Below are 23239 nucleotides of genomic sequence, written 5' to 3' on the forward strand. Positions count from 1 at the left end.
CCGAGCTCAGGCCAGGGCTCAGGCCAGCGCCAGGGTCAGCTCCAGGACGGTGCGCGGGTCCTCCAGCCGGTCGCCGTACAGCTCGCGCAGCTGGCCCATGCGGTAGCGGACGGTCTGCGGGTGCACGAAGAGCGCGGCGGCCACCTGCTCGCGGCGGCCGTGGTGCAGCAACCAGGCCCGCAGCGTCTCGGTCAGCTTCTCCCGCGCCCCCTCCGACAGCTCGTCCAGCGGCGCCAGCACCGCCGCCCGCAGGTCGGCCAGGGCGTCCTCGTCGGCCCGCAGCACCAGCTCGCACAACCGCTGCTGGGTGTCCACCGGCGCCGACCCGTCCGGGACCGCGCCCAGCTCCACCACCCGCAGCGCCCGGCGGTGGGAGGCCGCGGCGTCCCACCAGGGCCGGGGCGGACCGACGACGGCCTCCTTGCCCTCCAGCGCCCGCAGCAGCGCGGCGCGGGCCGGCCCCTCCGCGTCGGGCACCAGCAGCACCGACACCTCGTCGTCGCCGGGCTGCAGGGTGCCGCCGTCCAGCAGCGCCAGCGCGCCGCGCACCCGGGCCGCCGGCAGCAGCACGGCGGTCAGCGTCCGCGGCAGCGGCCAGTCGGCTCGCTCGGCGTCCGCGACCAGCTCGTCCTGCGGCGCCCCGGCGAGCAGCCGCTGGCCGAGCTTCTCCAGCAGCCGGGCCCGGACCCGCCCGGTGGCCTGCCGCTCGTCGGTGTGCCCGGCCACCGCGGCGGCCGATAGCGCGTCGATGTAGGCGAACACCAGCTCGGCGAACCGGGCCAGCTGCGCGGCGGTGAGCCCGGCGGCCACCGCCTGGTCGGCCAGCCCGCGGAAGGCCACCCGGGCACCGACCCGGAAGGCACCCAGCAGCGCGTCCATCGACCGCCCGCCGCGGGCCTCGCCCCGGCCGAGCTTGTAGCTGGCGTCCAGGGCCGGCTGGATCGGGGTGTCCGCGGCGTCGGCGCCGCGGGTGGTGGCCAGCTCGAGGAACCCGCCCAGGGCCAGCTGGACGGCGTTCTCGATGGTCGCGCTCATGCCGTCGGCGTAGGCACCGGCGTAGGCCGGCACCTCGGCGACGATGGTGGCCACGGTCGCCTCGGCGACCCCGGGCAGCTCCCGCCGGATGGTCCGGGCCACCTCGACGGACAACGTGCTGGGCTCGGACACCGCAACTCCTCGCTGACCAGATGGTTCCCCGAACCGTTGTTCGCAGGGGGTGAAAACTACACCCGGATTCACATGCAGGGCACAGGTATTCATCCCTCAGGTGGGACATGATCAGACCATGCCGACGACCGGACCCAACCTCCGCGAGCGCGTGGCGCGCTTCGTCGAGGCGGCCACCACGCCGTTGCTGCCCCGCGACTACCTGGACATCTTCGCCCCGCTGCGCAGCGGCGCCGACCTGCGCGGCAAGGTCGTCGACGTCCGTCCCGAGACCGCCGACGCCGCCACCGTCGTCATCCGGCCCGGCCGCGGCTGGCGCGAGCACGTCCCCGGCCAGTACGTCCGCATCGGTGTGGACGTCGAGGGCGTCCGGCAGTGGCGCGCCTACTCGGTCACCTCCGACCGGGCGGCCACCGACGGCACGATCAGCATCTGCGTGAAGGCCATCCCCGGCGGGAAGGTCAGCAACCACGTCGTCCGCGAGCTGCGCCCGGGCACCGTCATCCAGCTCGACCAGGCGACCGGTGAGTTCACCCTCCCGGAGCAGCGGCCGGCCAAGGCGCTGTTCGTCACCGCCGGTTCCGGCATCACCCCGGTGATGGGCATGCTGCGCAACCACCTCGACGAGCTGCCCGACGCCGTCCTGGTGCACTCCGCGCCGACCGCGGACGACGTCGTGTTCGGTGCCGAGCTGCGCGCGATGGCCGCCACCGGCGGGCTCCGGCTGGTCGAGCGGCACACCGAGACCGACGGCTTCCTCAAGCCCGCCGAGCTGGCCGAGCTGGTGCCCGACCTGGCCGAGCGCACCACCTGGGCCTGCGGCCCGGCCGGTCTGCTCGAGGCCCTCGAGGAGCACTGGGCCGCCGAGGACATCGCCGACCGGCTGCTGATCGAGCAGTTCCGCCCGCGGGTGCTGGTCACCGGCGAGGGCGGCTCGGTCACCTACAACCAGACCGGGACGACGGTGCCGTCGGACGGCGCCACCCCGATCCTGGACGCCGCCGAGGAGGCGGGGCTGATCATGCCCAGCGGCTGCCGGATGGGCATCTGCTACGGCTGCGTGCTCCCGCTGCGCGAGGGCGCCGTCCGCGACCTGCGCAACGGCGAGCTCACCGTGGCCGCCCCCGGCGACGGCGTGCTGGTGCAGACCTGCGTCAGCGCCGCGGCCGGCGACTGCGACATCGACCACTGATCCACCCGATCCACGACACCCGTTCCCCCAGGCTGAGGAGAACCACCGTGACCGCACTGCAGAAGAAGTCCGACAACCCCGTGGCGCACCTGTCCGCCGAGGACGTCGAGGAGATCGGCCGCCGGCTGGACGCCATCCGCAAGGAGATCGCCGACAGCCGCGGTGCCGACGACGCCGCCTACATCCGCAAGGTGATCGACGTCCAGCGGAAGCTCGAGCTGGCCAGCCGCGCGGTGCTGCTGCTGTCGAAGTTCCCCCCGGCCTGGATCCTCGGGACGGCGGGCCTCTCGGTCGCCAAGATCCTCGAGAACATGGAGATCGGGCACAACATCCTGCACGGCCAGTGGGACTGGATGCGCGACCCCAAGATCCACTCCACGACGTGGGAGTGGGACATGGCCAGCCCGTCGGCGCAGTGGAAGCACTCGCACAACGAGCTGCACCACACGTACACCAACGTGATCGGCAAGGACAACGACCTCGGCTACGGGATCATGCGGGTCGACGAGGACCAGAAGTGGATCCCGCTGTACCTGGCGCAGCCGCTGTGGAACTTCGTCAACGCGTGCTTCTTCGAGTACGGCATCGCCGCCTACGACCTGGAGCTGGGCAAGAACCTGGCCACCCCGGAGCGGCGCAAGGACCCCAAGTTCAAGGCAGCCGCCAAGCAGGTGCTGGGCAAGATCCGCAAGCAGGCCACCAAGGACTACCTGGTGCACCCGGCGCTGTCGGGCCCCAGCTTCGTGCCGACCCTGGCCGCCAACTTCGTGGCCAACGTCGTCCGCAACCTGTGGTCGCACTCGGTGATCATGTGCGGGCACTTCCCCGAGGGCGTCGAGACCTACGAGAAGACCTCCATCGAGGGCGAGACCCGCGGTGAGTGGTACCTGCGCCAGATGCTCGGCTCGGCCAACATCTCCGGGTCCAAGGCCATGCACATCATGACCGGCAACCTGTCCCACCAGGTCGAGCACCACCTGTTCCCGGACCTGCCGAGCAACCGGTACGCCGAGATCGCCCCGAAGGTCCGCGCGATCTTCGACGAGTACGGCCTGCGGTACCACACCGCGTCGCTGCCCCGGCAGGTCGGCAGCGCCTGGCACAAGGTCTTCCGGCTCTCCCTGCCCAACGGCTGGATGGCCGCGACCACGCCGGCGAACGCGCCCCAGCAGGTGGCCCAGCTCTACAAGCTGACCACCGGTGGTCCCAAGGTCCGCCGCGCCTACGACCGGGCGCAGCGCGCCGCCTGATCCACGCACCAGGAGCCCCCGCCGACCACGGTCGACGGGGGCTCCTGCGCGTCCGAGCTGAGATCGGGTCAGTAGCCCTCGGGCCTGGCCGGGGTGTCGATCCAGTCGATGAAGAACTGGCCGAGGTCCTCACCGCTGATCTCCTCGGCGAGGTCCTGGAGGTCGTCGGTCGACACCGAGCCGCCGGCGTTCGTCGTCGTCCAGTCGCGGAGCAGCTGGAAGAACGCGCCGTCCCCGATCTGCGTGCGCAGCGCCTGCAGCGCCGCGGCACCGCGGTCGTAGGTGGCCGCGTCGAACAGCGTCTCCGGGCTCGGGTCACCGGGCGGGGTGTCCCAGAACTCGTCGTCGGCCGGGATCGAGTAGATGTCGGCGTAGAGGTCCTCCACGGACGGGCCGCCGCGCGACTCCGACCACAGCCACTGCGAGTAGGTCGCGAAGCCCTCGTTGAGCCAGATGTCGCGCCAGGTCGTCGGCGTCACGCTGTCCCCGACCCACTGGTGCGCCAGCTCGTGGGCGACGGTGTCCTCGTCGGCGTACCCGGAGTAGACCGGCCGGGTCTGGGTCTCCAGCGCGTACCCGACCGAGTCGTCGTCGACGATGGAGCCGAACGAGGTGAACGGGTAGGGCCCGTAGATGCCCTCGAAGAACGCGATCATGTCCGGCTGCAGGGCCAGCGCCTCCTGGGTCACCTCGAGCGCCCTGCCGGTGACGTCGGCGTCGACGTAGTCGAGGATCGGCAGCCCGTCCGGGCCCACCGACTCCGTCGCGACGAAGTCGCCGATCGACGCGGTGGACAGGTAGCTGGCCATCGGGTCCGAGGCCCGCCAGGTGTACGTCGTCCGGCCGTCGACGGTGACCGGGGCACCGACCGGCTCGCCGTTGGCGACCGCGGTCAGGTCCTCGGGCACGGTGATGGCGAAGGTGTAGGTGGCCTTGTCGAGGATGGAGTCGTTCACCGGGTACCAGGTCGAGGCGCCCTCGGGCTCGTTGGCGACCAGGGCGCCGTCCGGGGTCGACGTCCAGCCGTAGTTGGCGTCCTCGATGTCGGTCGGCTGGCCGGGCACGCCGCCGTAGACGACGGTGACCGTGTGCTGGGTGCCGGCGCGCAGCTTGGGCGCCACCTGGACGACGAGCTCGCCGCCGCGGCCGTCGGCGGGCGGGGGAGTCTGGGCGAACCGGGAGGGCTTGCCGTCCACGGACACCGCGGTGGCGGTCAGCCCGCGCAGGTCCAGGCTCAGGCTACGCAGGTCCTGGGTGGCGGTGAGGGTGATCGTCGCGGTGCCGTCCAGCCGACCGGTCGCCGGGTCGTAGGCCAGCTGCAGTCCGTAGTCGGCGACGTCGTAGCCGCCGTTGCCGGCGTTCGGGAAGTACGGGTCCGTCGAGGTGGTGCTGCCGTCGGCGTAGCGGGGGCCGGGGCTGCCGGGCGCGGCCTGGGCGGCGCCGCCGCCGAGGACGAGGGCGGCGGCGAGGACGAGTGCGGTACCGGGTGCTGCGGCGCGGGGCAGGTGCATCGGGGTCCCTCCCTGGGGGTCCGCTGTGGACCGGTCCTGAGGGACGCTAACCGTGTGCGGGCCCGGGCGACAGGCCCCGGACGCAGCGGAGCCCCCGCCGGTGCTGCGACGGGGGCTCCGGGTCCTGCGGGGTTCAGAGGTGGAGCAGCGAGCCCTGCTCGTCGTGCGCGTGGGCGGTCGGGTCGTCCAGCCACACGCCGCCGTCGGCGAGGTAGCGGAAGCGGACGGCCTCGCCGACGGGCAGCTTCACCACGACGCTGCGGGTGCCGTTGCTGCGCTTCTTGAGGGTGTGGGTGCCGGGGGTCCAGCCGTTGAAGTCACCGACGACGGAGACCGGGCCGGGGGCGGCCTGCTCGTCGAGGGCGAAGGTGACGGCGACGTCGGCGGGGTTCTTCTTGAGACGGATCACGGTGTACTCCGGGGGAGGCGGGGCGCGGGTGGTGCGGTTCCGGGCGTCGGCGGCCGGTCCTGCGGGGCGTGCTGCTGAACCTAGGGAGAGCAGTGCCGGGCCCAGAGCCGCCACACCGGCGACGGGCCCGAACTGGGGCGGGTGTGACGGGTGGGGAGCCCGGGCTACCGTCCGCCGGTGACCGTCCTCGTCGAGCCCGCCGACCCCGCCGACTTCCCGGCGATCGCCGACCTCACGGTGCAGACCTACGTCTCCCAGGGCTGGGCGGGGCCCGGGTACCAGCAGCAGCTGGCCGACGTCGCCGGCCGCGCCGCCCGGGCGCAGCTGCTGGTGGCCCGGCTGGAGGGCCGGCTGGTCGGCAGCGTCGCCCTGGTGCTGGACGGCGACTTCGGCGAGGTGACCGCCGGGCCGGAGGAGGCCGCGTTCCGGATGCTGGTGGTGGACCCCGCGGTGCGCGGTCAGGGGATCGGCGAGGCGCTGGTGACCGCCTGCCTGCAGCGCGCCGCCGCGGCCGGCGCCACGACGATGGTGCTGTCCACCGACCCGCGGATGCACGCCGCGCACCGGCTGTACGCCCGGCTCGGGTTCACCCGGCTGCCCGAGCGCGACTGGTCGCCGATGCCGGGGACGGACCTGCTGGTCTACGCCCGGCCCCTGGGCTGACCTCAGGTCAGGACGTCGACCACGAGCCAGGCGTTCAGGGCGGTGACCGCGAGGGCGACCAGCACCGCGGCGGCCGTGGTCACCCGGCGGTTCACCCAGGCGCCCATCACCGACCGGCGGGCGGTGAGCCAGACCAGCGGGACCAGGGCGAACGGGATGCCGAAGCTCAGCACCACCTGCGACCACACCAGCGCCGTCGTCGGGTCCGCGCCCCAGACCAGCAGGCCGACCGCCGGCGCCACGGTGATGGTGCGGCGCAGCAGGACCGGGATGCTGCGCTGCAGGAACCCGGCCATCACCACCTGGCCGGCGTGCGTGCCGACCGAGGACGCCGCGAACCCCGACGCCAGCAGCGCCAGCGCGAACGCGATCGAGGCGCCCTGCCCGCTGCGCTCGGCGAGCCCGGCGTGCACGCTCTCCAGGCTCTGCTCGCCCTCCCCGGAGAACAGCCCCGCGGCGACCACCAGCAGGACGGCGTTCACCACGCCGGCCAGCAGCATGGCCAGCAGGACGTCGAGCCGCTGGGCCCGCAGCAGCCGCCCCCTCCCGGACCGGGTGCGCGCGGCGGTCACCGCGTCGCCGTAGCGGCCGGGGGTGAGCGCGGAGTGCACGTAGACCACGTGCGGCATGACCGTGGCACCCAGGATCCCGACCGCGAGCACCCCGGCGTCCCCGCTCAGCGGCGTGGGGGCCAGCCCGGCCACGACCCCGGCCGGGTCCACCCCGGCGTCCAGCATCGTGTAGCCGAAGCCGGCCGCGATCACCAGCAGGCACCCGGTGACGGCCCGCTCGAAGGGTCGGTGGCCGAACCGCTGCAGCCCCAGCAGGGCGAACGCGACGACCGCGGTCAGCACGCCGCCGATCGGCAGCGGCACCCCGAACAGCAGGTTCAGCGCCACGGCCCCGCCGACGATCTCGGCCAGGTCGGTGGCGATGGCCACCACCTCGGCCTGCACCCACAGGCCGCGGGTGACCGGCCGGGGCAGCGTCTGCCGGCAGAGCGTGGCCAGGTCCCGGCCGGTGGCCAGCCCGAGCTTGGCGGTGAGCGTCTGCACGAGCACGGCCAGCACGTTGGCCGCGACGACCACCCACAGCAGGCTGTACCCGAACGAGGCGCCGGCGGTGGCGTTGGTGGCCACGTTCCCGGGGTCGACGTAGGCGATGGCGGCCACGAAGGCGGGGCCGAGCATCGGCCACAGCCGGGTCCGTCGGCGGGTGGGCGGCGGCGGGGTCGGTGTGCGCGGCAGCGCGGCGGCCTCGGTGCGGGACAGGAACACGGGACCCCCAGGGCGGACGACGGACGGTCCCTCCTGCGGTGCCCGGGCCACCGGCCCGCGCGGGCCGGTCGTGGCCCCCGGGGGCCAGCCTCGCGTCCCGGGTGGCGCGCCCGGGCCGGATCCCGTCGACTCGGGGGGACCGACCGGAGGTCCAGCAGGGGGCCCTCCGCACCGCGATCACCCCGCCCCCAGGGATCCCGATGCCTCACACCTCTGCCGCCTCACTCCGCCGCGGTCAGGCCCACCCGGCCGGCCAGCGCCGCGGCCTCCGTCCGGCTGGACACCCGCAGCTGCCGCAGCAGACCGGCCACCAGGCGCTTGGCCGTCCGCTCGGACACGTGCAGCGCCAGCGCGATGTCCAGCGTGGGAGTGCCCGCGGCCACCAGCCGCCACAGCCGCCGGTCGTCGGCCGACAGCCGGCCCAGCACGCCGCGGTCCTCCCGCGGCGCGGCGTCGGCCAGCAGCCGGCGCAGCAGCTCGGCGGGGACGACGGACCAGCCCTGCACCAGCGCCAGCAGCGGCGGGACCAGGCTGTCGGGTTCGGCGGCCTTGGGCAGGAACGCCTCCGCCCCGGCCCGCAGCGACTCCAGCTGCTCCTCCTCGTCGGCGGTGCCCGACAGGGCCACCACCCGGACGGCGGGGGCGGTGCGGCGGATCGCCGCGATCGCCCGCAGCCCGCCCGGGGGCGGCATGGCCAGGTCGACCAGGGCCAGGTCGGCCTGCTCCCGGCGGACCAGGGCGGCCGCGGCGGAGGCGTCGTCGGTGCAGCCGACCACCCGCAGCCGGCCACCGCTGGCCGGCGGCAGCAGCATCGCCAGCCCACGGCTGAACAGCGGGTGGTCGTCGACGAGCACGACGTCGACGGTGGGGGGAGGGGTCGCACGCAGTTCGGTCATCACTCGCCCGGGGTGGGGGACTGCCGGCGACGGTTCTGGCCGCTGGGTCGTCAGGGGGTGTGCCCGTGACCATCACCGGCGACACCACGACCGGCCGTTCCCGGACCGGATTCCTGCGCCGGCTGCGCCGCCGGCCCGTGGACCCGGTGGTCGTCACCGAGGAGGAGGCGCTGGTCCGCGCGCTGTGCCACGACCTGGGCACGCCGCTGGCCAGCCTGCACGCCCTGCTGGGCCACCTGGCCCGCGAGGGCGCGGACGCCGACCCGGTGGCCGAGCTGGCCCTGGCCCAGGCGGACAGCCTGGTGTCGATGCTGCGGACGGCGTCCGCGACCGGGGGAGCCCTGCCGGCCGGCGGCTGGCCGCGGGCCCTGGTCGACGTCGTCCGGGCGAGCCTGCAGGCCTCCGGGCTGCCCGCGGGCCAGGTGCGGCTGGACGTCGAGCCCGCCGCCGCGGAGGTCCCGGTGGGCGACGCCCGGGTGCAGCGGATCCTGACCAACCTGCTGGAGAACGCGCACCGGCACGGGGCGGGCCGCCCGGTCGAGGTGGCCGCCGACGTGCGCGAGGGGTGGGTGCAGCTGGTGGTGACCCAGCCCGGCGTCCCGGACCGCGTCGTGGAGCACCTGCAGGCCCGCCGGCCGCCCGGGGACCTCACCGGGCTCGGGCTGTGGTCGGTGCAGCGGCAGGCCCGTGAGCTGGGCGGTCGGGTGACCTGCCGGCGCGGGCCGGCCGGGCTCGGTGTGGTGGTCGACCTGCCCGACCGCTGAACCGGGCCCGCGGGGGCCACGGACGGGCCCCGGTGGGCCACCCGGGATGGGGAGTGAGGGTCTGAGGCCGCGACGCGGCGCTCGACCCACCACCGATGAGGAGACGCCGTGTTCACCCACACCCACGCCCTGCAGTTCGAGGCCAAGCCCGACGGTCCCGACCCGGACTTCGCCCGCAAGATGCAGGAGGTCCTCGGCGGCCAGTGGGGCGAGATGACCGTCGCCACCCAGTACCTGCTGCAGGGCTGGAACTGCCGCCTGCCCGGCAAGTACAAGGACATGCTGCTGGCGATCGGCACCGAGGAGCTCGCCCACGTCGAGATGATCGTGACGATGATCGACCGGCTGCTGGACCACGCGCCGCTCAAGCCCGACGCCGCGGACCGGACCAAGGAGGCGGCGGCCGGCTACGGCCAGCACAACCCGCAGCACCTCATCGCCAACGGCTCCGGCGCCTCCTACATGGACAGCATGGGCAACCCCTGGACCGGCGCGTACGTCACCGCCAGCGGCAACCTGTTCGCCGACTTCTCCTACAACGCCACCGCCGAGATGCAGGGCCGCCTGCAGGTCGCCCGGCTGTGGAACATGACCGACGACCACGGGGTCAAGGACCTGCTCCGCTTCCTGCTCACCCGCGACCACATGCACCAGCAGCAGTGGCTGGCCGCCATGGAGGAGCTCAAGGCCGACGGGCTGGACGGCATCCCGGTGCCCGAGGCGTTCCCGCTGGACGAGGAGCTCCCGGAGTTCGCCTACACGTTCATCGACGCCTCGGACGGCCCGGACGCCGCGGCCGGCCGCTGGGCCAACGGCCCGGCCCTGGACGGCACCGACAACACGCTGTCGGCCGCCCCGATCGCCGCGCACGCCGACGCCCCGATCCTGCCGCCGGGCGACCCGCGGCTGTTCGGCACCCCGCCGGTGCCGGGGGAGTCCCTGCTGCAGAAGGCCAAGGACGCCCTCAAGTAGCCGCTCCACCGGGGCCCGCACCCGCGGGCCCCGGTGACCTGCTCGACCCCTGCCCGGAACGTCGACGGAAGAGGTGCCCCGTGCTGCTCAGCCCCCGCTCCCTGCCCCTGCTCCTGACGCTGCTGCTGGCGGTGCTGGTCGCCGTCCTCGTGCCCGGGGCGCCGCCCCTGGCCGGCGTCGTCGTCGCCGCCGGTGCCGTGCACCGGCTCGCCGTCGCGCACCACCGCCGGCAGCACGTCGCAGCCCTGCCCGCCGCGGCGGCCGCCGCCACGGCCACTCCCTGACCCACCCCGCACCCCCAGGAGGAACGATGTCCCACTCCCTCGACACCCCGACCGGTTCGGGCGACCCGTCCACGACCGACGTGGCCAAGGACCAGGCCCGCGCGGTGGGCCAGTCCGGCGCGGAGGCCGGCAAGCAGGTCGCCGGCACCGCCGCCGACCAGGCCAAGGAGGTGGCCGGCGAGGCCCGCCGGCAGGCCTCCGACCTGCTCTCCCAGGGCCGGGAGCACGCCACCGAGCAGGCCCGCGGTGGTCAGCAGAAGGCCGCCGGCAGCCTGTCCGCGCTGGCCGAGGAGCTGCGCACGCTGACCGACGGCGAGGGTGCCTCCGGTCCGGCCACCGACCTGCTGCGCCAGGCCACCGGCCGGGTGGAGTCCTTCGCCGACCACCTGCGCGACCGCGAGCCCGCCGACCTGCTGGAGGACGTGCGCAGCTTCGCTCGCCGCCGGCCCGGCGCGTTCCTCCTCGGCGCGGCCGTCGCCGGGGTGCTGGCCGGCCGGCTCACCGGCGGTGTCGTCGCCGCGCACAAGGACGACGGCCCGGGCACCTCCTCGACCCCGACGCCGACCACCCCGACGCCCGCGCCGCACGACGTCACCACCGGGACCGGACCGCTGCCCGGTGCGCCCGGCGCGGCGGCCGGGTACGCCGCCGTCCCGCCGGTCGCCGACGGGCCCGGCTACGACCCGGTCACCGGCTACAGCCCGGTCCCGCCCGCGCCGTCCGCGCCCGCAGCGCCCCCGGTGCCGCCCGCGCCGTACGGGACCGCCGGGGGTGGCCAGGCATGAGCACGCCCTACACCGGCGGGCAGCCCGCGACCGACGACGGCCACCCCGACGTCGAGGGCACCTCGGTCGGGCAGCTGCTCGGCGAGGTCAGCCGGGACCTGTCGACGCTGATGCGGCAGGAGCTCGAGCTGGCCAAGGCCGAGGTGAAGGCCGAGGCCGCCAAGGCGGGCAAGGGCGCCGGGATGCTCGGTGGGGCCGGGTACGCCGGGCACCTGACCGTGCTGTTCCTGAGCCTGGCCCTGTGGGCCGCGCTGGCCAGCGCGATGCCGGCCGGGTGGGCGGCGCTCATCGTCGCCGTCGTCTGGGCCGTCGTCGCGGGCGTCCTGTTCGTGCTCGGCCGCAAGCAGCTCAAGACCGTCAACCCCAAGCCCGAGCGCACCGTGGAGACCCTGCAGCGGGTCCCCGGCGCCGTCACCCCCAACTCCTGACCCGAGAGGACCCGCCATGACCAGCAGCAGCGACCCCGACGTCATCCGCCAGCAGATCGAGGACACCCGCGCGAACCTCAGCTACGACGTGGACGCGCTCAACGAGAAGGTCAACCCGGCCCGGGTGGTCGACCGGCGGGTGACCCGCACCAAGCGGGCCGTCGACGACCTGCGCGGACGGGTGATGGGGCGCGACTCCTCCTCCGGCGGCATGGCCGGCCCGGTGAAGGGCGCCGCGCACGACGCCGCCCACGGGGTGGCCCAGGCACCGGACGCCGTGGTGTCCCAGACCCGCGGCAACCCGATGGCCGCCGGTCTGATCGCCTTCGGCGTCGGCTGGTTGGTCTCCTCCCTGCTGCCCACCAGCGAGAAGGAGAAGCAGCTCGCCGCCCAGGCCGAGGACGCCGCGCAGCCGCTGCTGGAGTCGGCGAAGGAGTCGGCCAAGCAGGTGGCGCAGGAGGCCGGCCAGGCGCTGCAGCCGGCTGCCCAGGAGGCCGTGGAGTCGGTCAAGGGCACCGCGCAGGAGGCCGTGCAGACGGTCAAGGAGGAGGGGCAGTCGGCGGCCGGTGACGTGCAGGGCCAGGCGCAGCAGGCCAAGGACACCGTGCAGGACGCCCGGTGAGCGGCCCCCTGCAGCAGGTGCTGTCCCGGGCGGCCAGCCTCGGCGGTGCGGCACTGGGCAAGCTGCAGCACACCCGCATCCCCGGCGTCGGGCAGGCCTCGACCACCGAGCCGGCCGAGGTGTCCGCCGCGCGCTGGCGGGCGGTCACGGTCTACACCGACGACCTGGCCGGGCCGTTCCCGGAGCTCGACGCCCTGGGGTCCGACCTGGAGGTGCGCATGCAAGCCGCACCGGGCGGGCGGGGCACCGAGCTGGCCGCCCGGTTCCACGGCTCGCCGACCACCGACCAGATCGGGGAGCTGCGGGCCGCGCTGCGCCGGACCAAGCAGCTCGCGGAGGTGGGGGAGGTGCTGCGGGTGGACCCCCAGCCGCACGGCACCCGCAAGGCCACCCCCCAGGGCGCCGCCCTCGAGGGTGCGGCGGCCCGGGCACCGAAGGAGGGCGTGCTGTGAAGGCCGCGATCTGGGCGGGGGTCAACGAGGTCGCCGTCGAGGACGTCCCCGAACCCCAGCTGCTCAACTCCCACGACGTCATCCTCAAGATCAGCAAGACGGTCACCTGCGGGTCGGACCTGCACCTGATCGGCGGGTACATCCCCGCCATGCGGGCCGGCGACGTGCTGGGCCACGAGTTCACCGGCGAGGTCGTCGAGGTCGGCTCGGGCGTGCAGAAGGTCAAGGTGGGCGACCGGGTCGTCGTCCCGTCCTTCGTGGCCTGCGGGAAGTGCTGGTACTGCGCGCAGGAGCTCTACTCGCTGTGCGACAACGGCAACCCCGACCCGGGGATCACCGAGGGCCTGTGGGGGCAGAGCCCCGGCGGCTGCTTCGGCTACTCCCACGCGATGGGCGGCGACGCCGGCAGCCACGCGGAGTACATGCGGGTGCCCTACGCCGACGTCGGCTGCTTCCTCGTCCCCGACGGGGTGTCCGACACCCGGGCGCTGTTCGCCTCGGACTCGGTGACCACTGGGTGGACCGGGGCGCACCTGGGCGGGACGAAGCCCGGGGACGTCGTGGCGGTGTGGGGGGCCGGCGCGGTGGGCCAGATGGCCGCCCGCGCGGCCATGCTGCTGGGCGCCGAGCAGGTGGTGGTCATCGACCGGCTGCCCGAGCGGCTGGCCCAGGTGCGCCGGCACATCGGGGCCGAGGCGGTGGACTACTCGACGACCGACGTGGTCGCCGAGCTGCGCGAGCGGACCGGCGGCCGTGGGCCCGACGTCTGCATCGAGGCCGTCGGCATGGAGGCGCACAGCACCGGGGTGCAGGGCGCGTTCGACCAGGTCAAGCAGCAGCTGCGGCTGCAGACCGACCGGCCGTCAGCGGTGCGGGAGGCGATCCGGGCCTGCCGCAAGGGCGGCAGCGTCTTCGTGCTCGGCGTCTTCGCCGGCATGGTCGACAAGTTCCCGCTCGGCGCGATGATGAACAAGGGCCTGACCGTGCGGGGCGCCCAGCAGCACGGGCAGCGGTACGTGCCCGAGATCCTGCGGCACATGGAGAGCGGGGTGCTCACCACCGAGCACCTGGCCACCCACACGATGCCGCTGACCCAGGCCGCCGAGGGCTACCGGATCTTCAAGGAGAAGGCGGACGGCTGCGTCCGGACCGTCTTCGAACCGGGCTCGTGAGCGCCGACCGCCGGCACCGGGGCCGTGGCCGGGCGGCCGTCCTCGGTGCCATCGTCGGGGTGGTCGTGATCATCTTCGCGGTGATGCTGGGGGTCAGCCAGTGCGCGCCCAACGACCCCGACAGCGGTGACGAGCCCGGTCACGGCACCGCCGTCGAGCAGGTGGTCGGGGTGGTGCAGGGCGTCGGCTAGAGCGCCGGGCCGGACCGGCGGGGGACGGTCCGGCGCCGGTGCGGCCAGCGGAACGGCGGGGTACCCCGGTCCTCGGTCGGGCCGGGCGTGCGCGGGTGGGTGGGGTGGTGGTCGGTCACGACGTCTCCTCGGGGTGGGCTGGGTCCGACCGTACTCACTTGTTTGTCGGCGAGCAACCAAGTGCGATCATGCGTCCGGTCGAACCCCGTCCGCGAGGAGGGCGCTCATCGGCGCCGACACCTCGCCCGACCCGTAGCGCTGCTCCACCGCGGCGGTCACGGCGGCGACGGCCTCGGCCAGTGCCCCCGGCCCCTCCCGGCGCGCCGGGTCCCCGGCGGGGGTCCCGGTGAGGAACGCGGTGGCGACGTCACGGGCGGAGGCGGCCCGGCTCTCCAGGTCGACGACGTCGACCCGGACGTCGGCGAACCCCGCGGCGGTGAGGTCGGCCCGCACCCGGTCGGGGTCGGGGTAGCCGTGCGGCACGTCGCGGACGAAGGTCGGCGGGTCCGCGGGGCGCCAGGCGGCCAGGGCCTCGGCGAGCACCTGGGCGAACCCGTTGCCGGCCAGCGGCCCCCACGTCGACAGCAGCAGGTGGCCGCCGGGTCGCAGCACCCGATGCGCCTCGCGGTAGGCCCGCGCCCGGTCCGGCACGAACATGACGCCGAACTGGCACACCCAGACGTCCACCGAGGCGTCGGCGACCGGGAGGTCCTGCGCGTCGGCCTGCTGCCATCGCACCCGGGCCGATCCCGACCGGGCCGCCCCGCGCTCGACCATGGGCGGGGCGAGGTCGGTCGCGGTGATGTCGGCGTCGGGCAGCCGGTCGGCGAGCTCCCGGGTCAGGGCGCCCGTGCCCGAGGCCACCTCCAGCACCCGATCCGGTGCCCAGGCGGCCACCCGGGCGGCGAGCTCCACGGCGTAGGGCGCGAAGACGACCGGGACCAGCTGCTCGTCGTAGACGACGGGGAGGGATCCGGTGAAGGCGGTGGTCGGATCGGGCACGGGCACTCCCTGGCCGGTGACCGGGCACTCCGTCGACCCGGCCCCGTCGGTCAGCCTGGCCCTGCCCGGGTGCCTGGTCAACGTCCCCGCAGCCGGGCCGTCGGTGGCACAGTGGCCCGGTGCCCAGCCAGGTGACCCGTCGGACCCAGGAGCAGCGCCGGGCCGAGACGGAGCGCCGGGTGCTGGACGCCGCCACCGCGCTGATCGCCCAGCGCGGGTCCCGGGCGGTGACGCTGGCCGAGGTCGGCCGGGAGGCGGGCTACAGCAGGGGGATCGTGCACGCCTCCTTCGGCAGCCGGGCCGAGCTGCTGGAGGCCGTCGTCCGGGACGCGCAGCGGTTCGCCGTCCCGCCGGTGGACGGCAACGGGCTGGACCGGCTGGGCGCGGTGGTCCGGGCCTACCTGGGCAACGTGCGCGACCGGCAGCCCAGCACCGGGGCGTTCCTGCTGCTGTGGGCCGAGGCCGTGGCCGGCGAGCCGGTGCTGGCGCCGCTGTTCGCCGAGCGCGACGCCGACTTCCGGGCGACGCTGGCCGACCTGGTGCGCGACGGCGTGGCCGACGGGTCGGTCCGCGCCGACGCCGATCCCGCAGCGGTGGCCGTGCTGCTGCTGGGCCTGCTGCGGGGGATCGGCATGCAGGTGGTCGCGCCCGCCGGGGTGCCGGCCGACGAGGCCCTGGTCGCGCAGACCGTCGAGGTGCTGCGGCGCGGCCTGGCCGCCTGATCGACCAACCAGGTGTGAGAGCGCTAACATCCGCGCCCGGTGCAAGGTGCAACCAGTGGGCGGGGGTGGGATGGCCGGGTCCGAGCCGCTCGTGGTGTGCGAGTCCCTGGTGCGGATCCACCGGACCGGCGCGGTCGAGGTGCAGGCGCTGCAGGGGCTGGACCTGGTCGTCGACGCCGGCGAGGTGCTGGCGGTGGTCGGTGCGTCGGGGTCGGGCAAGTCCACGCTGCTTGCCGTCCTGGCCGGCATGGACGCCCCCACCGCCGGCCGGGTCACGGTCGGCCCGTGGGACCTCACCGCGCTGTCCCGCGCCGACCGGGTGGCCTACCGGCGCTCGACCGTCGGGTTCGTCTGGCAGCAGACCGCCCGCAACCTGGTGCCCTACCTGACCGCCGCGGAGAACGTCGTCCTGCCGCTGGCCCTGGCCGGCACGCCGCGGCGCACCCGGGCCGCGCGCGCCGCCGAGCTGCTCGAGCTGGTCGGCGTGCCGCACGTGGCCGACCGGCGGCCGGCGGCGTGCTCGGGCGGGGAGCAGCAGCGGGTGGCCATCGCCGTCGGGCTGGCCAACGCCCCCGCCGTCCTGCTGGCCGACGAGCCGACCGGGGAGCTCGACACCGCCAGCTCCCAGCAGGTCTACCAGGCGTTGCGCGCGGTCAACCGCGACCTGGGGACGACGGTGCTGGTGGTCACCCACGACCCCACCGTCTCCGACCAGGTGGAGCGGACCGTGGCCATCCGGGACGGCCGCACCGCCAGCGAGGTGCTGCGGCGGGCGACGGCCGACGGCGCCCCGGTGGTGGCCGAGGAGTTCGCCGTGCTCGACCGGTCCGGGCGGCTGCAGCTGCCCGTGGAGTACCGGACCGCGTTGGACCTCACCCGCCGGGTGCGGCTGACCCTGGAGGCCGACCACGTCGCCGTCCACCGGGACGCCGGCTCGTGACGCTGGTGCAGGTGCGCGACGTGCACCGCACGTTCGGGTCCGGCGCGACCGCGGTGCACGCGCTGCGCGGGGTGTCCCTGGACATCGAGCCCGGCGAGCTGGTGGCGCTGGTCGGCCGGTCCGGGTCGGGCAAGACCACGCTGCTCAACCTGGTCGGCGGGCTGGACCGGCCCGACTCGGGCACCGTGCACGTGGCCGGCACCGACGTCGGCGCCCTGGACGACGACGGGCTGGTGACGATGCGCCGGGACGTGGTGTCGTCGGTCTTCCAGACCTTCGGGCTGGTGCCGGTGCTCAGCGCCGCGGAGAACGTCGGCGTCCCGCTGCGGCTGCGCCGGCTGCCCGCCGACGAGCGGGAGTCGCGGGTGGCCCGGCTGCTGGACCTGGTCGGGCTGACCCCGCACGCCACCCAGCGGCCCGACGAGCTCTCGGGTGGGCAGCAGCAACGGGTCGCGCTGGCCCGCGCGCTGGCCGGGTCGCCGCGGCTGCTGGTGGCCGACGAGCCGACCGGCCAGCTGGACCGGGAGACCGGACTGGCGGTCATGGCGCTGATCCGCGGCATCGTGGAGGCCGAGGGGGTCACCGCCCTGGTGTCCACCCACGACCCGGTGATGATCGCGCTGGCCGACCGGGCGGTGCAGGTGGTCGACGGCCGACTGGTCGACGGGTGATCGCCCGCAGCCGGGTGCAGGCGCGGCTGCTGGTCGTGGTGGTCGTCGTCCTGGTGACCGGCCTGACCGTGCTCGGCAGCTGCGCGGTCCTGCTCACCTCCGGCGCCGAGCGGGCGCAGCAGTCGGCGCTGGCGGCGACCTCGTCGGCGGACCTGGCCGTCGAGGTGGAGCTCACCGACCTGCCGGCCGACGCCGGTCCCGACGTCGCGGCCGCCGCGCGCGTGGTGGCCGCCGCGCTCGCCCCGGTGCCGCCGCGGTCCTCGACCTGGGTCACCTCCACGCTGCGCGACGTGCCCCCGGGCGCGGGGCAGGCCCGGCGGCTGAGCTGGCTGGCCGGGGTGGACGACCTGACGGCGCGGGGCGACCTGGTCGCGGGGGAGTGGCCGACCGCCCCCGCGCCGGGGGCGCCGTGGCCGGCGGTCCTGCCGGTGGCCGCGGCCGACGCGATGGGCCTCGGGCTCGGCGACACCCTGCTGCTGGCGCCGAGCACCGGGCTGGACGACGCCGGCGAGACCGCACCGGTGACCGTGGTGCTCGTCGGGCTGGTGCAGCCGCGCACCGACGGCAGCTGGGACCGCGACCGGTCGGCCGGCGCGGGCACGGTGCCCGACCAGGAGTTCGGCGTGTTCAGCCGTCTGCGGTTCCCCGCGGCGGGCCCGGTCCTGGTCGACCCGGGCACCCTGCTGGCCGCCGGGGCCGGGGTGGAGCGGGCGAGCGTCCGCGCCGCGCCGGACGTCGCCGCGGCGGCTCCCGCCGCGCTGGACACGGCCACCGCCGGGCTCGCCGGTCTGACCGCCGACGCCCGCTCGGCCACCGAGGGCACCGTGCGGGTCCGGGCCCCGCTGGCCGCCACCCTGGCCGGCATCGCCGACCGGCAGGCCGCCACCCGGTCGGCCGTGCTCGCCGTCGGCGTGCTGGGCGGGCTGCTGACCGTGGCGGCCCTGGGGACGGCGGCCCGGGTGCTGGGCGACCGCCGGCTGGTGGAGACCGCGCTGCTGCGCGACCGCGGCGCGACCCGCCGGCAGCTGGTCGGTCGCGCGCTCCCGGAGGCCGCCGCCCTGGTGGCGGTCGCCGCGGTGCTCGCGGTGCTGTCGACCAGGCTGGTGACCCGGGTCGTGCTGGGCGGCGCGCTGCCCGGGTCCGCCCCCGGCCCGGCGCTGACCGCCGGCCTGCTGGTCCCGGTGCTGGGTGCCGCGGTGCTGCTGGGTCTCGGCCTGGCGGTCGCGGCCACCCGGCTGCCGGCCGGCGGTCGGCGCAGCGGCCGCGGCGCGCTGGCCCGCTCCGGGGGCGACGTGCTGCTGGTCGGCCTCGCGGCGGCGGCCGTGCTGGGCCTCGGGGCGGCCACCGCCGGCACCGACCCGGTCCTCGTCGCGGCCCCGGCCCTGGTGCTGCTCGCCGGCGCCGCCCTGCTGCTCCGGGTCCCGCCGCTGCTGGCCGGGCTCGCCGACCGCCGCGCCGCGCGCAGCCGCTCGCTGATGCCGGTGCTGGTGGCCGGCGACCTGGCCCGACGCTCCCTGGCGGCCGGCGCGGCCGGGCTGCTGGTGCTCACCACGGCGGCCACCGTCGCCGCGCTGGGGGTGGACGCCACCTGGCGGGTGTCCCAGGCCGACCAGGCCGCCCTCCAGGTCGGCACCGACCTCGCGGTCCCCGCCGTGGCCGGGGTCGACGGGGCCGCCGTCCGCGCCGCGACCGGGGGCACCGTCTCGCCGGTGAGCACCTCGCCGGTGTCACTGGGCACGCTGCTGCGGGCCGGTGGCGACGGGGCCGCGACCCAGCTGGTCGCCGTGGACACCGCGCACGCCGGCGCCGTCCTGCGCGGCCGGCTGCCGGCGGGCAGCGACTGGGCGACGGTCACCGCCGACCTGGTGCCCGCCGCGGCCCCGGGCGTGTCCGGTCCCGGCGCGGTGACGGTCGCGGGGACGGTGCGCGGGTTCGGCGCGGTCGCCGTCCCGACGGTCGTGCTCGCCGACCCCACCGGCGCCCGGACGACGGTGCCCGGCCCGGCGGTCCCGCTCGACGGCGTCCCGCACGACGCCGGGATCGGCGTGCCCGCCGACCGCACCGTCGTCGCGGTGCTGCTGGACGTCTCGCTGGTCGACGGCGACCCGGACGACGACGTCACCGTGCCGATGTCCCTGGAGGTCACCCTGCCCGGTGCCGCCGTCGGGTGGTCCGCGTCGGCACCCGACGACCGCGGTGGGGTCACCGAGCCGGAGCTGGCCGAGGACGGGCTCCGGTTCACCGGCCGGGCGTTCCCGCTCGGCCTCTCGCTGGCCCCGTCCCGGGTGGTGCTGGCCGCGGCCCCGACGCCGGCCCGGATGCCGGTGCTGCTGTCCGGTGCCCTGGCCGACGCGCTCGGCGCGACCACGGGCGACCGGCTGACCATGACGGTCGGCGAGACCGCCGTCGACGTCGCGGTGGCCGGGGTCGTGCCCGCCGTGCCGTCGGTGCCCGGCGGCCCCGCGGTCCTGGCCGACGGCGAGACGCTGGCCCGCGCGCTGCTGGCTGCCGGGGACGCCGACGTCGCGGGAGCGGCGTGGTGGGTCGGTGGGCCGAGGGCCGGCGCGCCGGCCGCGTTGGCCGCGTCCGGGCTGGACGGCGCGCGGACCCGGTCGGGCGTCACCGACGAGCTGCGCAGCGGTCCGCTGCAGGTCGGCCTGCCCGTGGCGCTCGGCGTGCTGGCCGTCGGTGCGCTGGTGCTGCTGGCCGCGGCGTCCGCGCTGCAGGTGGCCGCGGTGCGCAGCGGCCGGCGGACCGAGGTGGCCCGCCTGATGGGTACCGGGGTGCCGCGCCGGGTGGTCCGCCAGGTGCTGGTGCTGCAGCACGGGGTGAGCACCGTGCTGGCCGTGCTGCTGGGCGCCGTCGTCGGGGTGGCGGGCACCGTGCTGGTCGGCCCGGCGCTGACCGGCTCGCCGGTGCCGGCCGCGACCGTCCAGCTGCCGTGGGGGGCGTGGGCCGTGGCGGTGGTCGGCTCGGCGCTGGTCGGGACCGCGCTGGTGCTGCCCGTCGTCCGGGCGCTGGTGCGGGTCGACGTCCCGGTCGTGCTGCGCGAGGGCGCGGCATGACCCGCTGGCGCGTGCCGCTGGTCGGCACCCGGGCCCGGGTCGCCGCCGCCCCGGCCGCCTGGGTGCTGTGCCTGGTGGTGGTCGCGCTGGCCACGGTGCTGGCGGTGGTGGTGCCCAGCGCGGTCGCCGCCACGGCCGACGACACGGTGCGGGCCGCCGTCGCCGACGCCGGCCACGGTGCCGACACCGTGGTCTCGGCGCCGTTCGTGCCCGACCTCGACACCCCGAGCGCCCGGCAGGACGACGCGGCGGCCGAGACCCGCGCGACGGCCGACATCCTGACCGCCGGCCTGCCCCCGGAGCTGTCCGGGGTGCTGGCGGCACCGGTGGCCACGGCCAGCACCCGGGAGGTGCTGCTCGCGCTGCCCGCCGACCGCGCGGTCGTGCTGGGCCCGACGACGCTGCGGCTGGACTGGGTGGCCCGGCCCGGCGGCGCCGCGGTGACCTGGTCGACCGGGACGGTCCCGGGGGCGTCCCCGGAGGGGCAGGTGCAGGCCGGGCTGTCCGCCCCGGTCGCCGCCGCGCTCGGGGTGTCCGCCGGCGACGTGGTCGAGGGCCGGGGTCCGAACGGTGCGCTGGTGCAGGTGGTCGTCAGCGGGCTGTTCGAGGTCGACGACCCGGCCGACCCCGCCTGGGCGACGGCGCCGGCGCTGCTGGCGCCCAGCACCCGGGGTGCCGGCGCGGCCCGGCAGACCGACGTGGCCGTGCTGCTCTCCGACGACTCGCTGCCCGACGCCCGGCTGGCCGTCGGCGACGAGAACACCACCCGGATCTTCACCCTGGCCGCGCGGCCCGGGCAGCTGTCCGCCGACACGGCCGCCGCGGTCACCCGGGCGGTGACCGCACTGCGCGCGTCGCCGATCACCCTGCGCATCGCGCCGCTGCCGCGGGTGGACAGCCGGCTGGACGCAGTGCTGCTGCGCGCCGAGGACCGGCTGACCGCCGCCCGGACGCAGGCGGCCGTGCTGGTCACCGCGGTCGGCGCGGCCACCGCGCTGGTGCTGCTGCTCGGCGCCACCGTGCTGGTCGCCCGCCGGGGTGCGCCGTTGGCCGCGGCGCGGGCGCGCGGGGGCTCCCTGCCCGGGGTGGGTGCCGATCTGCTGGTCGAGTCCGCCGTCCTCACCGCGCTGGGGGTCGCCGTCGGGCTGGTGGTCGGCGTGGCGCTCGCCCCGGGACCGGTGCCGGTGGGGGCCGCGGTCGCCGGTGTCCTGCCGGTGGCTGCCGCGGGGCTGCTCGCTCTCCCGGTGCTCGGCGTGCGGGCGGCCGACCGGGCCACGGGGGGACGGCGGGTGCCGCTGGACGAGCGGGCGCGCACCCGGGCCCGCCGCGAGGTCGTGCTGCGGCGCTGGTCGGTGGACGGCGCGCTGCTGCTGCTGGCCGTGGGCGCGGTGCTCGCGGTGCGGGCCCGGGGACTGTCCGGCGACGCGCTGGGGGTGGCCGCCCCGACGGTGGCGGTCCTGGCCGGTGCGGTGCTGGTCGCCCGGGTCCAGCCGGCGCTGTCGGCCGCGCTGCTGCGCCCGGCCGCCCGCGAGCGCGGGGCGGTGCCGCTGCTGGCCGCGGCCGGTGCCCGGTCCACCGCGGTGCTCGGGCCGGTGGCGCTGACCGCGATCACCGCGCTGGCCACCGTGGCCGTCGCGCTCGGTGCCACGACCACGTCCGGCCAGGTGGCGGCCTCGTGGACCGCGGTCGGTGCCGATGCCACCGTCACCGTCGACCCGCTGCCGGACACCGCGGTCGACGGCGTGGACCTCGCCGTGCGGGCCCGGGTCACCGACGGGGTGCAGCTGTCCACCCCGGCCGGCGGTGCCCGTGCCCGGGTGGTGGTCGTGGACCCGGCTGACTACGCCCGGCTGGTGGGCAGCACGCCGCTGCCCGACGTCGAGGGCCTGGCCGGGCTCGGCACGTCCGGCGACCGGGTGCAGGCGCTGGTCACCCCGGACATCACCGCCGCCGTCGGGTCGGTGCTGCTGGACGGCGAGTCCGTGCCGATCGCCGTGGTCGGTGCGCTGCCGGCCGGCCCGACGACGGTGCTGCTGCCCGCCGACGCGGTGCCCGCCGACCTGGCCGTCCCCGACACGCTGTGGCTGACCGGCACCGGCGCCGCCGCCGCGGCGGCCACGGTGCCCGGCGGGACGGTGGAGCTGCGGGCCGACCGGCTGGCCCTGGTGCAGGAGGCCCCGCTGACCCGCGGGCTGGCCGGTCTGGTCGCCGCGACCGCGGTGCTGCTGGTGGTGCTCGGCGTGCTGGCGGTCGTGCTGGCCGGCAACGCGGGCGTGCGGCGCCGGCGCGGGACGTCGGGCGTGCTGCGGACGTTGGGGCTGGGGGAGCGGCAGGCGCGGGCGGTCACCCTGCTCGAGCTGCTGCCCGGGGTGCTGACCACCGTGCTGCCCGGGATCGCGCTCGGTGCGCTGGTCACCGCTCTGGTGGCCGGGCCGCTGGGGTTGTCCCTGCTCACCGGCCAGGACACCGATCCCGTCCTCGTCGTCCCGTGGTGGGTGGTCGGGCTGCTCCTGCCCCCGGTTCTGGCGGTGGTCGGGTCGGTGGTGGGGGAGGCGCGGTCCCGTCGACGGGTGCCGTTGGCGCAGGTGGTGCGGGAGGTCTGACCGCGGCGGACGGCTCGGTTCGCGGTGGTGAGCTCCGCTCCCGACCGGTGCGGGCGCTGGGTCCTCGCACAGGGGTGCCTTGAACCGTTCCCACCGACTTCTCGACATGGCCGGCGATGTTGACGGGACCCTCCGACAATTTCTGCACCACCCTGTGGACGAGGCGCTGAGCTGGGGATTCGCCTTGCCGGAGGTCGCCGG

General features: G+C 76.3%; 24 protein-coding genes. 17 read left to right on the top strand and 7 right to left on the bottom strand.

Annotated features, from left to right (window positions below; genetic code table 11):
• Positions 1-18: 18 nt before the first annotated feature.
• On the bottom strand, positions 19-1167 hold the full coding sequence (locus UXQ13_RS12005) for a PucR family transcriptional regulator (protein ID WP_225235557.1): 1149 nt from the start codon (positions 1165-1167) through the stop codon (positions 19-21).
• Positions 1168-1285: 118 nt separating this feature from the next.
• Here UXQ13_RS12005 and UXQ13_RS12010 point away from each other — a divergent pair, with 118 nt between their 5' ends.
• Together UXQ13_RS12010 and UXQ13_RS12015 are read left to right on the top strand one after the other, a co-directional pair.
• Complete coding sequence (locus UXQ13_RS12010) at positions 1286-2359, top strand: ferredoxin reductase (protein WP_225235558.1); 1074 nt, start codon at positions 1286-1288, stop codon at positions 2357-2359.
• Positions 2360-2406: 47 nt separating this feature from the next.
• Entirely contained in the window at positions 2407-3609 is a 1203-nt protein-coding gene (locus UXQ13_RS12015) for a fatty acid desaturase family protein (RefSeq protein ID WP_225235559.1), read from the top strand.
• A gap of 68 nt (positions 3610-3677) precedes the next feature.
• On the opposite strand, the gene UXQ13_RS12020 is transcribed toward UXQ13_RS12015, so the two are convergent.
• Positions 3678-5120, bottom strand: a complete 1443-nt coding sequence (locus tag UXQ13_RS12020; RefSeq protein ID WP_225235560.1) for a M1 family metallopeptidase — start codon at positions 5118-5120, stop codon at positions 3678-3680.
• A gap of 133 nt (positions 5121-5253) precedes the next feature.
• Positions 5254-5529, bottom strand: coding sequence for an isoamylase early set domain-containing protein (locus UXQ13_RS12025; protein ID WP_225235561.1), 276 nt, complete (start codon positions 5527-5529; stop codon positions 5254-5256).
• Between the two features lie 177 nt (positions 5530-5706).
• Here UXQ13_RS12025 and UXQ13_RS12030 point away from each other — a divergent pair, with 177 nt between their 5' ends.
• Positions 5707-6192 (top strand): GNAT family N-acetyltransferase, encoded by a 486-nt coding sequence (locus UXQ13_RS12030; RefSeq protein WP_225235562.1) that lies wholly within the window; start codon positions 5707-5709, stop codon positions 6190-6192.
• 2 nt (positions 6193-6194) lie between these two features.
• Here UXQ13_RS12030 and UXQ13_RS12035 read toward each other — a convergent pair whose 3' ends face one another.
• Both UXQ13_RS12035 and UXQ13_RS12040 read right to left on the bottom strand, forming a co-directional pair.
• Positions 6195-7469: an Nramp family divalent metal transporter gene (locus tag UXQ13_RS12035; protein WP_225235563.1), complete on the bottom strand. Its 1275-nt coding sequence runs from the start codon at positions 7467-7469 to the stop codon at positions 6195-6197.
• A gap of 221 nt (positions 7470-7690) precedes the next feature.
• Positions 7691-8323, bottom strand: a complete 633-nt coding sequence (locus UXQ13_RS12040) for a response regulator transcription factor (protein ID WP_336392365.1) — start codon at positions 8321-8323, stop codon at positions 7691-7693.
• A 107-nt stretch (positions 8324-8430) separates the two neighbouring features.
• On the opposite strand from UXQ13_RS12040, the gene UXQ13_RS12045 reads away from it, so the two are divergent.
• The 9 genes from UXQ13_RS12045 to UXQ13_RS12085 all read left to right on the top strand — a co-directional run bounded on the left by UXQ13_RS12045 (position 8431) and on the right by UXQ13_RS12085 (position 14035).
• The gene (locus UXQ13_RS12045; RefSeq protein ID WP_225235565.1) at positions 8431-9129 is read left to right on the top strand and encodes a sensor histidine kinase; all 699 of its coding nucleotides are present in this window, start codon (positions 8431-8433) and stop codon (positions 9127-9129) included.
• Between the two features lie 108 nt (positions 9130-9237).
• Positions 9238-10101 carry a manganese catalase gene (locus UXQ13_RS12050; protein WP_225235566.1) on the top strand — a complete coding sequence of 288 codons (864 nt, stop codon included), beginning with the start codon at positions 9238-9240 and terminating at the stop codon, positions 10099-10101.
• Positions 10102-10181: 80 nt separating this feature from the next.
• Positions 10182-10385: a hypothetical protein gene (locus UXQ13_RS12055; RefSeq protein WP_336392366.1), complete on the top strand. Its 204-nt coding sequence runs from the start codon at positions 10182-10184 to the stop codon at positions 10383-10385.
• A gap of 26 nt (positions 10386-10411) precedes the next feature.
• Positions 10412-11170 carry a hypothetical protein gene (locus tag UXQ13_RS12060; RefSeq protein ID WP_225235567.1) on the top strand — a complete coding sequence of 253 codons (759 nt, stop codon included), beginning with the start codon at positions 10412-10414 and terminating at the stop codon, positions 11168-11170.
• On the top strand, positions 11167-11598 hold the full coding sequence (locus UXQ13_RS12065; RefSeq protein WP_225235568.1) for a phage holin family protein: 432 nt from the start codon (positions 11167-11169) through the stop codon (positions 11596-11598). Before UXQ13_RS12060 ends, UXQ13_RS12065 begins: the two co-directional genes overlap by 4 nt.
• Positions 11599-11614: 16 nt before the next feature.
• Complete coding sequence (locus tag UXQ13_RS12070) at positions 11615-12220, top strand: DUF3618 domain-containing protein (RefSeq protein WP_225235569.1); 606 nt, start codon at positions 11615-11617, stop codon at positions 12218-12220.
• Positions 12217-12672 carry a hypothetical protein gene (locus UXQ13_RS12075; protein ID WP_225235570.1) on the top strand — a complete coding sequence of 152 codons (456 nt, stop codon included), beginning with the start codon at positions 12217-12219 and terminating at the stop codon, positions 12670-12672. The genes UXQ13_RS12070 and UXQ13_RS12075 overlap by 4 nt, the downstream gene beginning before the upstream one ends.
• Positions 12669-13844: a zinc-dependent alcohol dehydrogenase gene (locus UXQ13_RS12080; protein ID WP_225235571.1), complete on the top strand. Its 1176-nt coding sequence runs from the start codon at positions 12669-12671 to the stop codon at positions 13842-13844. The genes UXQ13_RS12075 and UXQ13_RS12080 overlap by 4 nt, the downstream gene beginning before the upstream one ends.
• Entirely contained in the window at positions 13841-14035 is a 195-nt protein-coding gene (locus UXQ13_RS12085; protein WP_225235572.1) for a hypothetical protein, read from the top strand. The genes UXQ13_RS12080 and UXQ13_RS12085 overlap by 4 nt, the downstream gene beginning before the upstream one ends.
• Here UXQ13_RS12085 and UXQ13_RS12090 read toward each other — a convergent pair.
• Positions 14032-14154 carry a hypothetical protein gene (locus UXQ13_RS12090; protein ID WP_263639402.1) on the bottom strand — a complete coding sequence of 41 codons (123 nt, stop codon included), beginning with the start codon at positions 14152-14154 and terminating at the stop codon, positions 14032-14034. The two genes, UXQ13_RS12085 and UXQ13_RS12090, sit on opposite strands and share 4 nt — an antisense overlap.
• A gap of 67 nt (positions 14155-14221) precedes the next feature.
• On the bottom strand, positions 14222-15037 hold the full coding sequence (locus UXQ13_RS12095; protein WP_225235573.1) for a class I SAM-dependent methyltransferase: 816 nt from the start codon (positions 15035-15037) through the stop codon (positions 14222-14224).
• 119 nt (positions 15038-15156) lie between these two features.
• Here UXQ13_RS12095 and UXQ13_RS12100 point away from each other — a divergent pair, with 119 nt between their 5' ends.
• From UXQ13_RS12100 to UXQ13_RS12120, 5 genes are all read left to right on the top strand, one after another.
• Positions 15157-15759, top strand: coding sequence for a TetR/AcrR family transcriptional regulator (locus UXQ13_RS12100; protein ID WP_225235574.1), 603 nt, complete (start codon positions 15157-15159; stop codon positions 15757-15759).
• Between the two features lie 70 nt (positions 15760-15829).
• The gene (locus tag UXQ13_RS12105; RefSeq protein ID WP_225235575.1) at positions 15830-16699 is read left to right on the top strand and encodes an ABC transporter ATP-binding protein; all 870 of its coding nucleotides are present in this window, start codon (positions 15830-15832) and stop codon (positions 16697-16699) included.
• Positions 16696-17370 (top strand): ABC transporter ATP-binding protein, encoded by a 675-nt coding sequence (locus tag UXQ13_RS12110; RefSeq protein WP_225235576.1) that lies wholly within the window; start codon positions 16696-16698, stop codon positions 17368-17370. The genes UXQ13_RS12105 and UXQ13_RS12110 overlap by 4 nt, the downstream gene beginning before the upstream one ends.
• A complete protein-coding gene (locus UXQ13_RS12115; protein WP_336392367.1) occupies positions 17367-20435 on the top strand; it encodes a hypothetical protein in 3069 nt (1022 codons plus the stop codon). The genes UXQ13_RS12110 and UXQ13_RS12115 overlap by 4 nt, the downstream gene beginning before the upstream one ends.
• Entirely contained in the window at positions 20432-23038 is a 2607-nt protein-coding gene (locus UXQ13_RS12120; protein WP_336392368.1) for an FtsX-like permease family protein, read from the top strand. The genes UXQ13_RS12115 and UXQ13_RS12120 overlap by 4 nt, the downstream gene beginning before the upstream one ends.
• Positions 23039-23239: the final 201 nt, after the last annotated feature.

The sequence above is a fragment of the Klenkia terrae genome, from assembly GCF_037083865.1.
GTDB lineage: Bacteria > Actinomycetota > Actinomycetes > Mycobacteriales > Geodermatophilaceae > Klenkia > Klenkia terrae.